The following is a 12,127-nucleotide window of genomic DNA, read 5'->3' on the forward strand; positions in this document are numbered from 1 at the left end:
CACGACGAAAGACTCAGGCCCGGTGGGTGACCGCGCGCGGCGGCTCGTACGCGCCGCCCGCCTCGCGCCCGGCGGCGTCACAGCCGCCGGTGTCGCACTCCGCTGCACCCGGCGCGCCCAGCCCGAGGGCGCCGGGCTGCATCTGTACCTGGATCAGCGGGATGCCCCGGTCCACCTCGCACCAGATGCGCTTGCCCGCACCCTCCGGCTGCCAGCCCCAGCGGTCGGCCAGGCCGTCCACCAGCTCCAGGCCCCGGCCGCCGGTGTCCTCGCCCTCCGCGTGCCGCTGCTGCGGCGGGCGGCAGCTGGTGTCGGCGACCTCGACCCGGACGGTCCCGGCGTTCCCCGGGGCTCCCGTCGAGCCGAACAGCATGCGCAGCACGGCCGGACAGCCGGTGTGCACGACCGCGTTGGTGACCAGCTCCGAGATCAGCAGGATGAGCGTCTCGGCCAGCGGCTCGTCGTCCCTTATCCCGGACCCGACCAGCCTGGACCGGGCCCATCTGCGGGCCCGCCCGACCTCCGCGGGGTCGGCCCCGACCTCCAACTGAACCTGAAGCACCTGCACCGCTCACACCATCCGAACCGGCGGACACATCGCCTCGCGCCTCCTCAGGGTCACGGAACGTGATTCCCTTACGAGACAGCATGGTTGACGTACAGTCACCGCAACAAGCGCTTCGGGCATATTCCAGCGCGAAGGAGTACGCGTGGTGCATACTGTGCGACGCGCGCTGCGGGAAGTCGAACAGAGGCGCATCGGAACCGCGGAATTCGATTCCCCGGCAGGCCCGGCGCTTCTGCGTGGATCGCGAGCAGGGCACCCCTGGCGGACCGGAGTCGCCGCGCAGGCCACATCCGGATCACCCGGTTCCAGAACCACTCGCATCCAACGGAGCGTACCTGAGCCCAGCCCCGACTCCGGCCCGTGACGAATCACGCAAAGGACACAAGCCGGTATCAGTGCTTACCGACTGCACTGCGTCACTCCGCAGCGTGACGCTCAGGGGTCCGTCGCGTCACCTGCGCGCACCGGACACCCGGCCGCTCCGGATCAGGCCAGATCGGCGGCCAGCGCCTCCTCCGCGTCCGCCGCGGTCAGCCACTGGCCGGCCCGCACCCAGGCCCGCTTGAGGTGCAGATGGACATCCGCCTCCCAGGTGAAGCCCATGCCGCCGTGCACCTGGAGGCAGTCGCGGGCATTGCCGACAGCCGCGTCGTCGGCGAGGAGCTTGGCCCCGGCGATCTCCACCGGGTCCGCGGTCACGGCGGCGGCGTAGACGGCCGTACGGGCCAGCTCGGCGCGCACCAGCATTCCGGCGCACAGATGCTTGACCGCCTGGAAGGACCCGATCGGCGCCCCGAACTGTTCGCGCTCACGGGCGTGCTGGACCGCCGCCTGCACGCTGCGGGCTGCGCTGCCGAGCTGCTCGGCGGCGGTCAGCAGGGCGCCCTCGCGGCGCAGTCGCGCCCCGTCCGGCAGCGGTTCGCCGCCGTACGCGGCAAGGTCCGGGACCCGCCACAGGGGCGTGCCCGGATCGAGCGACCGTACGGGCCGGGCCGCCCGCACGACCTGCCGCAGCGCCCCGCCGGTCAGCACCCGCGCCCGGTCCCCGTCCAGGACCAGCAGCGCGTCGGCATCCGCCAGGTGCCCCACCGGCCGCCCCGCCTCCGCCACCGCGACGACCGCCTCACCCTCCGCCGCCCCCGCACGGCGCCTGCGGCCAGCTGGGTGGCGGCCAGCGGTCCGGGCAGCAGCGCCCGGCCGATCTCGTCGAACACGAGTACGGATTCGGGCAGGCCGAGGCCGACCCCGCCCGCCGCCTCGGGCAGCCGCAGCGCGAAGAGCCCGGCCCCGCCGAGCTCCCGCCACAGCGCGCGGCCGACACCTCCGCCGCCGTCCAGCACCTCCCGCATCCGGTCCCTGCCGAACCGGCCGGCCAGCAGGTCGCGGACCCCCGCCCGCAGGGCCCGCTGGTCCTCCGAGAGCCGGAAGTCCACTGTCCGCTCACCGCCCCTTCGGCAGGCCGAGAATCCGCTCGGCGACGATGTTGCGCTGGATCTGCGAGGTACCGGCGGCGATCGTGTACGAGAGGGAGGAGAGCCGGTCGAGCACCCACTCCCGGTCCAGGTCGAGGGCGTCACCGGCGCCCAGCACCTCGGCCGCCGCCTCGTACAGCTCCTGGCGGGCGTGCGAGTAGCGCAGCTTGAAGACCGAGCCGCCGGTCCCGGGGACGCCGCCGCTGCTCTGCGCCTCGCTGACGTTCCACTGGGTGAGCCGCCACAGCGCCCGGAACTCCGCGTTGAGCCTGCCCAGCCGCCGCCGCAGGACCGCGTCGTCCCACCGTCCGCTGCGCCGGGCCTCGGCCGCCAGCGCGTCCAGGGTGCGGCGACAGGCCACGACCTCACCGACGAAGGCCGTGCCGCGCTCGAAGGAGAGCGTGACCATGGTGACCCGCCAGCCGTCGTTCTCGGCGCCCACCCGGTGTGCGACGGGCACCCGCACCTCGTCCAGGAACATCTCGGCGAACTCGGTGGACCCGGCGAGCGTGCGCAGCGGCCGCACGGTGACGCCGGGGTCGTCCATCCGCATGGCGAGCCAGCTGATCCCGCGGTGCTTGGGCGCCGCCGGGTCGGTGCGCACCAGCAGCTCGCACCAGTCGGCGACCTCGGCGTGCGAGGTCCAGATCTTCTGCCCGCTCACCACGTAGTCGTCGCCGTCGCGCACCGCACGGGTCCGCAGGGCGGCCAGGTCGGAGCCCGCCCCGGGCTCGCTGAACCCCTGGCACCAGATCTCGTCGCCGCGCAGCACCGGCGGCAGCCAGCGGGCCCGCTGCTGCGCGGTGCCCTCGGCGGCGACGGTGGGCCCGGCGTGCAGCAGCCCGACGAAGTTCGCCCCGACGTAGGGCGCCCCGGCCCGCTCCGTCTCCTCCAGGAAGATCAGGTGCTGGGTGGGGGTGGCGCCCCGGCCGCCCGCGTCGACGGGCCAGTGCAGGCCCGCGTAGCCGGCCTCGTACAGCAGCCGCTGCCAGCCGGAGTCGTAGGCCCGCCGTCCCGGCCAGTCGCCGGGGTCCGGCCTCGCGGGCAGCCCGGGGAGCACGGAGGCCAGCCACTCCCGCAGCCGCGCCCGGAACTCCTGCTCCTCCTGCGTGTATGAGAGGTCCACCGCGCGCCTACTTGTCGAGGTCCAGGCCGAGCATCCGGATCGCGTTCCCGCGCATCAGTTTGTAGACGGTCTCCTCGTCCAGCCCCTTGACGTGGTCGAGGGCGACCTCCTTGGTGTGCGGGAAGGTCGAGTCGACGTGCGGGTAGTCGGTCTCGAACGTCGCGTTGTCACGCCCCACGACATCGAGCGAGGCGATGCCGTGCTTGTCCCGGAAGAAGCAGCAGAACATCTGCCGGTAGTAGTACGTGGACGGCGGCTCGGGGATCAGGTCACGCACCCCGCCCCAGGCCCGGTGCTCCTCCCAGACGTCGTCGGCGCGCTCCAGGGCGTACGGGATCCAGCCCATCTGGCCCTCGCTGTAGGCGAGCTTGAGCTGCGGGAACTTCACCAGCACTCCGCTGAACAGGAAGTCCATCATCGAGGCCATGGCGTTGTTGAAGGAGAGCGAGGCCTGCACGGCGGGCGGGGCGTCGGGGGAGGCGGCGGGCATCTGCGAACTGGACCCGATGTGCATGTTCACGACCGTGCCGGTCTCCTGGCAGACGGCGAAGAACGGGTCCCAGTACCCCGTGTGGATCGACGGCAGCCCCAGATAGGTCGGGATCTCCGAGAAGGTGACCGCCCGCACCCCGCGCGCCGCGTTCCGCCTGATCTCCGCGACAGCGAGATCGATGTCCCAGAGCGGGATGATGCAGAGCGGGATCAGCCGGCCGCCGCTGTCCCCGCACCACTCCTCGACCATCCAGTCGTTGTAGGCGCGCACGCACGCCAGCGCGACCTCCTTGTCATGGGCTTCCGCGAAGGTCTGCCCGCAGAACCGCGGGAAGGTGGGGAAGCAGAGGCTCGCCTCCACGTGGTTGAGGTCCATGTCCTTCAGCCGCTCGGCCGGGTCCCAGCAGCCGGGCCGCATCTCCGCCCGGGTGATCCCCTCCAGCGTCATGTCGTCGCGGTCGAAGCCCACGGCGGCGATGTTCCGCTTGTACGGGAACTTGAGGTCCTCGTAGATCCACCAGTCGGTGGGCGGCCCGTCCGGGTCCATCGTGATCACGTACTTGCCGGCGGTGTAGGCCAGCTCACCGATGCCCGCGGTCAGCGGCTGCGGCCCGCGCTCGCGGTACTTGGCGGGCAGCCAGGCCGAGAAGAGGTGCGGCGGCTCGATCACATGGTCGTCGACGCTGACGATCCGAGGCAGTTCCGTCATGGTGTCCCCTTCGGCGCACGTTTTTCTGATGGCCCGTCAGATTGACGTCGCCCACAGGCTAGCCCCGCACCCCTGGACCGACAAGGCACAGCGCTCTACGCTCTGCGCACGATCTGACTACCCGTCAGCTGTGAGGGGTTCGCCGTGAACGAGACCGCACACTCCCTGGGTGCATCGGGCACCTTCTGGGAGCTCATCGAACGCCGTGCCGCGCTGACACCGGACCGGCCCTTCCTGATCCAGGACGACCGCACGCTCACCTTCGGCGAGCTGCGGGCCCGCGGCGAGCGGGTGGCGGCCGGGCTGTACGCCATGGGGGTGCGGCCGGGAAGTGTGGTCGCCTGGCAGCTGCCGACCCGGCTGGAGACGGCACTGCTGTCCTTCGCGCTGACCAGGATCGGCGCGGTACAGACGCCCCTCATCCCCTTCTACCGCGACCGGGAGATCGGCTTCGCGCTGCGCGAGTCGAAGGCCGAGTTCTTCGCCGTCCCCGGCACCTGGCGCGGCTTCGACCACGCGGCGATGGCCGGCCGCCTGGCGGTGGAGCTCGAACACCCGCCGCAGGTCTTCGAGGCGTACGGGACGCTCCCGGACGGCGACCCGGCGATCCTGCCCCCGCCGCCGGCCGACGGCACGCCGGTGCGCTGGATCTACTGGACCTCGGGCACCACATCCGACCCGAAGGGCGTCCTGCACACCGACCGCAGCCTGATCGCGGGCGGCTCCTGCCTCGCCCACGCGCTGCACCTGTCGGCCGACGACACCGGCTCGATGGCCTTCCCGTTCGCCCATGTCGCCGGGCCGGACTACTCGGTGATGCTGCTGCTGTACGGCTTCCCCGCGGTGCTGTTCGAGCACTTCGCGATGCCGGACGCCTTGGCGGGCTACTGGCGCCACGGGGTCACTGTCGCGGGCGGCTCCACGGCGTTCTACTCGATGTTCCTGACCGAGCAGCGCAAGGCCCCGGACGTCCGGCTGATCCCCACACTCCGCCTGCTGGCGGGGGGCGGCGCACCCAAACCCCCGAGATCTACCACTCGGTGGTGCGCGAGATGGGCGTCCAGCTCACCCACGGGTACGGCATGACCGAGGTCCCCATGATCACGATGGGCTCCCCGGACGACACGCCGGCACAGCTCGCCGAGACGGAGGGGCGGCCCCCCGAGGGCATGGAGATACGGATCACCGACGAGGAGGGCAAGCCGCTGCCGTACGGGACGGACGGCGAGGTACGGCTACGGGGCGAGGCCGTCTGCCGGGGCTACCTGAACCCGGCCGCGTCCGACACGGCCTTCGACGCGGAGGGGTTCCTGATCACCGGCGATGTCGGGCACCTCAGGCCGAGCGGGCACCTGGTGCTCACCGGCCGGCTGAAGGACATCATCATCCGCAAGGGCGAGAACATCTCGGCGAAGGAGATAGAGGACCTCCTGGCCCGCCACCCCGGCATCGGCGACGCGGCGGTGATAGGCCTCCCGGACGAGGAGCGCGGCGAACGCGTCTGCGCGGTGGTGGAACAGCCCGCGGGCGCCGCGCCACTGTCCCTGCCCGAGCTCACGGCCTACCTGCGCGGGGAGGGCCTCTCCGTCCACAAACTCCCGGAACAACTGGAGGTGGTGGACGCGCTCCCCCGCAACGAGGCCCTGCGGAAGGTACTGAAGTACCGGCTACGGGAGCGGTTCGCGGGGCGTTCGTGAGCTTGCCCGGCCCCGGGCTCGGGGTTCCGTCCTCAATCGCCGGACGGGCTTGGAGTGGCGTCGGGTGCCCCGTGGGGGGTGCGCTGTGTTCGGTGGGTGGTGGTCCGGTGCCCCTCCGGGGCGTCTCCTCAAACGACGAACGTTCCGCCGCAACGCAAGGGGACCCGGGTATCTGTTCGTCGTCCTGCGGGGACTCCCCTGCACGGCCCCGAACCGGCCGTCCCGCGTCTGCGACGGTCATTGGGGCCGGTGTGCAGACGCGACCGATACAGGGGGTGGGGACGTGCAGGGGAGTCCCCGCAGGAAATGGCGTAGGACCCGGGTCCCTCGCGGACCCGGGCGAACACGCCATTTCTGAGGAGACGCCCCGGAGGGGCACCCCCCCACCCACCGGGCACAGCGCACCCCACGGGGCAACCCGCGCAACTCAAGCCCGTCCGGCGATTGAGGACGGAACCCCGAACCAAGGGGACCCCGCAGCCACGGCACCCACCCCGCCCGCCCGGCCGAGGGCTACGCGTCGGGCTCGATCACAGTGAAGTACGCGGCGAACGCCGCCACCGCGTCCGCCTCCGCGATCCGCCCGTCCCGGTCCGCGTCCAGGCTCTGCGCAGCGAACGCCGCCGCGTCCGGGCTCGCGCCCAGGACGCCCAGCGCCCGTTCCACGGCCGGCACCGCGGCCGCCCCGTCGTTCTCCTGGTCGGCCACGGCGATCGCGGCGCGCAGGAAGGGGCGGGCGATCTCCGCGAAGCGCTCGGGGTTGTCACGCAGCCGTTTCACCGCGCTGCCCACGAACTCCTCGCGGGTGACGCGCTGGTCCCCGTCGACGTCGGCGATGCCCGCCATGCCCTGCCAGAATGCCTCGGCCCCGCTGTAGAGAGCCTGGCCCTTGTCGCAACGGGCCGTCGTACCGAACTCGGTGAGCAGACGGGCCGCGGCGGCGTTGAAATCCGCGCGATCGATGTACCCGTTGCCGTCCTGGTCGAAGGCGGCGAAACGGAAGGCGATCTTGCGCTCATACTCTGCGCTGTCCATGCGGGGAGCGTACGACGCCCACAGGGGTCCCGTGTCACTTACGTGCTTCACCGGTGTGACAACCCGGTATTAACGACAGCACCGACCGGCCTCCGAGCAGGCGTTTCAGGCCGAGAGCGGCTGGGCCTCGTCGTCCACGGCGGAATCCCAGTCGGGGTACACCTCGAACAGCCGACGCACGCCGAGCGCCGCGAGCACCCGGTTGACGTGAGAGCCCTCCTCCGCGCCCCGGGCGGGCAGGATCAGCCGCAGCCGGCCCCCGCAGGAGCGCATCAGCCGGCGCGAGGCGATCAGCACACCGACACCGCTGGAGTCGCAGAACAGGACCTCGGAGAGATCGAGCACGACATCGTGGCAGCCGACGGCGACCGCGTCGTGGACGGACTGGCGGACAACAGGCGCGGTCACCAGGTCCAGTTCGCCGCAAATATGCAGAACGGTCCATACGCCCCGTTCGGTCTCGGCCACTTTCAGTGTCACGCGACTGGGCCTCTCGTTCCGGGGATCCCGGCGGATTCCAGCGATCCGGAAGTTTGCGTTCCTCCTCGCGGCTGCCCAGGGCCAACCACCATGAAACACCGCCTTCCCCAGGAAGGCCCAGAAGGGTTTACGGCAGAAATGATCACTTCAGGTCCGATTCGGCCGTCGAGGTGCGCCGCATTCCCTACCATCCAGGGCGTTCCCGGGGACGTACTTGCCGCAAAAGGGCGTGCGTGGTCAGTGCATCCGACTACATTCGATGTGACGAGGGGTACAGGTCGAGGGGCACAGGCTGGGGGTCTCATGGCTAAAAACGCACCACCCCGCTGGGACCGCAAGATGCAGCAGCGGCTCGCACGCGGTGAGGCGGCCGCCCTCGGCGAGCTCTACGACCGGTTCGCCGCGCTCGTGCACAGCCAGGCCCACCGGATGCTCGACGACGAGAGCGCCGCGGACCTGGTGACCCGCGAGGTCTTCGGGTTCGTGTGGGAGAACCCCGACGCCTACGACCCCAAGCAGGGCTCCATGCGCTCCTGGGTGGCCCGGCTCACCCATCGCCAGTCCGTGCAGCGGCTGCGCAGTACCGCCGTCACGACGCCGGACGGGGACGAGGAGGACGGCGGGGCCCGCGCGGACCCGGCCGAGCTGGAGGAGCGGGTGCGCCGCGCCACCGCAGCGGCCCGCGCCGACTACATCGTCGCCTCCATGCCCGCGCCGCTGCGGGCCGCGCTGGAGCTCGCGTACATCCAGCGCCGGGACTACCGGCAGACCGCGGCCGACCTCGGCGTCACCGAGGACGAGGCCCGGCGCAGGCTGCGGCTGGGGCTGCAGCTGCTGTCCACCGCCCACACCCGGCCGCTGGAGGGCTCCTCGCCGCCCGGATACGGACGGCCGCTGTGAACGACGACGCGGACGGGTGCGAGGGAGACGGGCGGGACGACGAGGTGCGGGGCGCCCGTCGCATACCGGGCCCGCGGGCCGCCGCGGACGACCTCGACATGGGTCACGTCACCCTGCCGCCACCACCCGCACCCCAGCAGCCGGAAGCCGTACCGCCGCAGCCGGAAGCGACCGTTGACCATCCGGGGCGGTCCGAGCAGTCCGATCCGCCCGGCCACCCGGGCCCGCCGGCCCTGGTGCTGCCGCACCGCGTCCTGAAGGCCCTGCTCGGCGCCTGGGCGCTGGCCGCCTGCTCCGCCGAGGAGACCGAGGCCGTCGAGGCGCACCTCACGGAGTGCGCCCCCTGCGCGGACGAGGCCCTGCGGCTGCGCGACGCGGTCGGCCTGCTGCACGCCGACGGCAGCCTGGACCTCGATCCGCTGCTCAGGACCCGGGTGCTGGAGAACTGCCTGAGCCGCCGGCCGGCGAAGATCCCGGTACCGGACTGGGCGTCCCCGTACGACGCGGAGACGGCCCGGCTCGATGCGCTGCTGCGGGACATCGGCTCCTCGGAGTGGCACGCGCCGGTGCGGCTGAAGTGGTTCGAGGGCGAGCGCGCGGTGAACCGCAAGACGACGGTCGCCGGGGTCATCGGTCACCTCATGACCGTCGACGGTCTGATCAGCAGCGCCCTCGGCCTCGACGACCCGCTCGCCGACAGCGTCCCGGGCACCCCGCGCCGCTCCCCGGGGCTGCCGCTCACCCCCACCGCGCGCACCGAGACGTACTGGTCGTCCGCCCGGCGGCCGCCCACCCGTACCGTCCGCGAACCGTGGCGCGACCAGAGCCACGCCCTCATCCGCACCGTGTCCTTCGCCGGCCGCGGCGTCGCTGATCTCTCCGTCTCCTACGGCGACTTCGCACTGCCGCTGCGGGACGCCCTGCTGGACCGGGCCTTCGAGTGCTGGGTGCACGGCGGCGACATCGCGGACGCGGTCGACTACCCGTACGAGGCGCCTTCGGCGGCCCACCTCAACCGGATGATCGACCTGGCGGCCCGGCTGCTGCCGGCCGCGCTGGCCGAGCGGCGGCGGGCCGGGCTCGCCGGGCCGGCCCGCCATCTGGTGACGGCCGGCTCCCCGGGCCGCTCGCTCCATCTGGAGGTCGAGGGCTCGGGCGGCGGCAACTGGTACATCGCGCTGGACTCCCCCGCCGCGCTCGGCTCCCCCGACCACACGGTGGCGCAGGTCGCCCTGGACGGCACGGAGTTCTGCCAGCTGGTGGCCGGCCATGTGCCGCCCGTGGAAGCGGCGGCCGGTCAGCGCGGGGACCGCGAGGCCATCCGGGACGTGCTCTTCGCGGCGGCCTCGCTCAGCCGGCTCTGAGCCGACCGCGCCTCACTCCGTCCCGCTCGTGAGGATGACGAGCTTCTGGGTCGCCCGGGTCATCGCGACATAGCGGTCGACCGCTCCTTCGATCCCGTTGCCGAAGGCCTCCGGGTCGACGAGGACGACCAGGTCGAATTCGAGCCCCTTCGACAGCTCCGGGGTCAGCGACCGGACGCGGGACGTCGCCCGGAACGCGGGATCGCCGATGACGCAGGCGATGCCGTCGGCGTGCGTGGCGAGCCAGGTGTCCAGGACGGAGTCCAGCTCCGAGACGGATCCGTGCACGACGGGGATGTCGCTGCTGCGGATGGAGGTCGGCACGTTGGCGTCCGGGAGCACGGCCCGGATGACCGGCTCGGCTTGTGCCATGACCTCTTCCGGCGTCCGGTAGTTGATGCTCAGCGAGGCCAGGCTGATCCGGTCGAACCCGACCCGTTCCAGCCGCTCCTGCCACGACTCCGTGAATCCGTGCCTGGCCTGGGCGCGGTCCCCGACGATGGTGAAACTGCGGGACGGGCACCGGAGCAGCAGCATCTGCCACTGGGCGTCGGTCAGCTCCTGCGCCTCGTCCACGACGACGTGCGCGAACGGCCCGGCGAGCAGGTCCGGTTCGGCGCCGGGCAGCGCGGACGCGTCGACCAGGGTTCCCTGCAGGTCCTGTCCGTGCAGCATCCCGAGTGCGCCCTCGCTCTCGTCGATCACGGTGTTCTCCAGCAGGCTCTCGATGGCTTCGGCCCTGCGCGCGCGTTCGGCGGCCGCGGCGGCCTCGTTCCGGCGCCGCCGCCGCGACGCCTCCGGGTCGCCGAGCCGCTGCCGTGCCGCGTCCAGGAGCGGCAGGTCGAAGACCGTCCAGGCCTGCGCGTCGCGGCGCTGCAGCCGCGCCACCTCGTCCGGGGCGAGCCAGGGGGCGCACTTGCGCAGGTAGGCGGGCACCGACCACAGGTCCCCGACGAGTTCGGCCGCTTCGAGCAGCGGCCACGCGCGGTCGAAGGCCGCGAGCAGTTCCCTGTCCTGCAGCAGCGACTTGCGCAGCAGCTCCGGCGGGACGTCACCGTCGTACTTCTCCACCAGGAGCGTGAGCAGCTCCTCCAGGACCTGGTCGCGCGCCTCGTTGTGCGCGACACCGGGCGCCCCGTCGAACGCCACGGCCCAGTCGTCCGCGCTCAGCCGGATGTCGGACCACTGCGTCGTGACCGTCATCCCCTTGGTGGGGGGCGCCTCGTAGAACCTGACGGCCGTCTCGATCGCCTTCACCAGCTCCGCGGACGACTTCAGCCGCGCCACCTCCGGGTCGGCCTCGGGCGAGGCCGCCGCTCCCTCGGTGACGAGGTCCCGCAGGGTGCAGGTCTGCACGCCCTCCTCACCGAGGCTGGGCAGGACGTCGGCGACATACCCCAGGTAGGGCTCGTGCGGGCCGACGAAGAGCACGCCGCCGCGGTGGTGCCCGAGGCGCGGGTCGGAGTAGAGCAGGTAGGCGGAGCGGTGCAGGGCGACGACGGTCTTGCCCGTGCCGGGACCGCCGTCGACGACGAGTGCGCCGCGGGAGCCCGCCCGGATGATGGCGTCCTGGTCGGCCTGGATGGTGCCGAGCACGTCCCGCATGCGTGCCGAGCGGTTGCTGCCCAGGCTCGCGATGAAGGCGGACTGGTCGTCGAGCGCGGCGTGCCCGGCATACCCGTCCGGGGTGAACACCTCGTCCCAGTAGTCGCTGATCCGGCCGCGGGTCCAGCGGTATCTGCGTCGGCTGGCCAGCCCCATGGGGCTGGCGTGGGTGGCTCCGAAGAACGGCTCGGCCGCGGGGGAACGCCAGTCGATCAGCAGCCGGGTTCCCGCGCTGTCCGTGAGGCCGAGCCGTCCGACGTACACGGGCTCGGGGCTGTCCTCGCCGACCATGTGCCCGAGGCACAGGTCGAGGCCGAAGCGGCGCAGCGTGCGCAGCCGGGCGCTCAGCCGGTAGATCTCCGCGTCCCGGTCCATCGCCTGGCGGCCCTTGCCGCCGGGCGCCCTGCGCTCGGCCTCCAGCTGGCCGGACAGTTCGGCGATCGACTGGTCGAGGCGCTCCGCGACGGCCGCGAAGTGCCGCTCGTCGCCGGAGATCAGCGCCGGGTCGGCCTTGGGGGCGAGGTGGGCGGGAAGATCGAACGCACTGGTGGTCAGGGGGTCGGTGTCATGCACTTCGTGCTCTCCCGGTTCCGCGGAATCTGGCCTTCGGCGCATGATTCTGCGGCAGGACGGGGGCCTTGCGGCAAGCCCCCCTGTGCGCTATAAGTTGAAAGTGGCA

Annotated in this window: 8 protein-coding genes and 2 pseudogenes; 3 read left to right on the forward strand and 7 right to left on the reverse strand. The window is 72.3% G+C overall.

Annotation, left to right across the window (positions count from 1 at the left end):
- Positions 1 to 13 precede the first annotated feature (13 nt).
- From LNW71_RS12495 to LNW71_RS12510, 4 genes and pseudogenes are all read right to left on the reverse strand, one after another.
- The gene (locus tag LNW71_RS12495) at positions 14 to 568 is read right to left on the reverse strand and encodes an ATP-binding protein (RefSeq protein WP_250968307.1); all 555 of its coding nucleotides are present in this window, start codon (positions 566 to 568) and stop codon (positions 14 to 16) included.
- 486 nt (positions 569 to 1,054) lie between these two features.
- A pseudogene (locus LNW71_RS12500) lies at positions 1,055 to 2,001 on the reverse strand (acyl-CoA dehydrogenase family protein).
- A gap of 7 nt (positions 2,002 to 2,008) precedes the next feature.
- Positions 2,009 to 3,166, reverse strand: coding sequence for an acyl-CoA dehydrogenase (locus tag LNW71_RS12505; RefSeq protein ID WP_250968308.1), 1,158 nt, complete (start codon positions 3,164 to 3,166; stop codon positions 2,009 to 2,011).
- A gap of 7 nt (positions 3,167 to 3,173) precedes the next feature.
- Entirely contained in the window at positions 3,174 to 4,367 is a 1,194-nt protein-coding gene (locus LNW71_RS12510) for an amidohydrolase family protein (protein WP_250968309.1), read from the reverse strand.
- A 144-nt stretch (positions 4,368 to 4,511) separates the two neighbouring features.
- On the opposite strand from LNW71_RS12510, the pseudogene LNW71_RS12515 reads away from it, so the two are divergent.
- Positions 4,512 to 6,064, forward strand: a pseudogene (locus tag LNW71_RS12515) (class I adenylate-forming enzyme family protein).
- Positions 6,065 to 6,577: 513 nt separating this feature from the next.
- Here LNW71_RS12515 and LNW71_RS12520 read toward each other — a convergent pair.
- Complete coding sequence (locus LNW71_RS12520) at positions 6,578 to 7,099, reverse strand: EF-hand domain-containing protein (protein WP_250968310.1); 522 nt, start codon at positions 7,097 to 7,099, stop codon at positions 6,578 to 6,580.
- 105 nt (positions 7,100 to 7,204) lie between these two features.
- Positions 7,205 to 7,579 carry an STAS domain-containing protein gene (locus LNW71_RS12525; protein WP_250968311.1) on the reverse strand — a complete coding sequence of 125 codons (375 nt, stop codon included), beginning with the start codon at positions 7,577 to 7,579 and terminating at the stop codon, positions 7,205 to 7,207.
- A gap of 303 nt (positions 7,580 to 7,882) precedes the next feature.
- On the opposite strand from LNW71_RS12525, the gene LNW71_RS12530 reads away from it, so the two are divergent.
- Positions 7,883 to 8,479 carry a sigma-70 family RNA polymerase sigma factor gene (locus LNW71_RS12530; protein ID WP_250968312.1) on the forward strand — a complete coding sequence of 199 codons (597 nt, stop codon included), beginning with the start codon at positions 7,883 to 7,885 and terminating at the stop codon, positions 8,477 to 8,479.
- Complete coding sequence (locus tag LNW71_RS12535) at positions 8,476 to 9,843, forward strand: zf-HC2 domain-containing protein (RefSeq protein WP_250968313.1); 1,368 nt, start codon at positions 8,476 to 8,478, stop codon at positions 9,841 to 9,843. The genes LNW71_RS12530 and LNW71_RS12535 overlap by 4 nt, the downstream gene beginning before the upstream one ends.
- 12 nt (positions 9,844 to 9,855) lie before the next feature.
- Here LNW71_RS12535 and helR read toward each other — a convergent pair whose 3' ends face one another.
- On the reverse strand, positions 9,856 to 12,021 hold the full coding sequence (gene helR, locus LNW71_RS12540; RefSeq protein WP_250968314.1) for an RNA polymerase recycling motor ATPase HelR: 2,166 nt from the start codon (positions 12,019 to 12,021) through the stop codon (positions 9,856 to 9,858).
- Between the last annotated feature and the right edge of the window lie 106 nt (positions 12,022 to 12,127).

This window comes from Streptomyces sp. RKAG290 (assembly GCF_023701695.1).
GTDB lineage: Bacteria > Actinomycetota > Actinomycetes > Streptomycetales > Streptomycetaceae > Streptomyces.

Bases quoted from the DNA above. Each gene is read 5' to 3' on its own strand.
- LNW71_RS12510 (WP_250968309.1), bottom strand. From the start codon at position 4,367: ATGACGGAACTGCCTCGGATCGTCAGCGTCGACGACCATGTGATCGAG.
- LNW71_RS12520 (WP_250968310.1), bottom strand. From the start codon at position 7,099: ATGGACAGCGCAGAGTATGAGCGCAAGATCGCCTTCCGTTTCGCCGCC.
- LNW71_RS12530 (WP_250968312.1), top strand. From the start codon at position 7,883: ATGGCTAAAAACGCACCACCCCGCTGGGACCGCAAGATGCAGCAGCGG.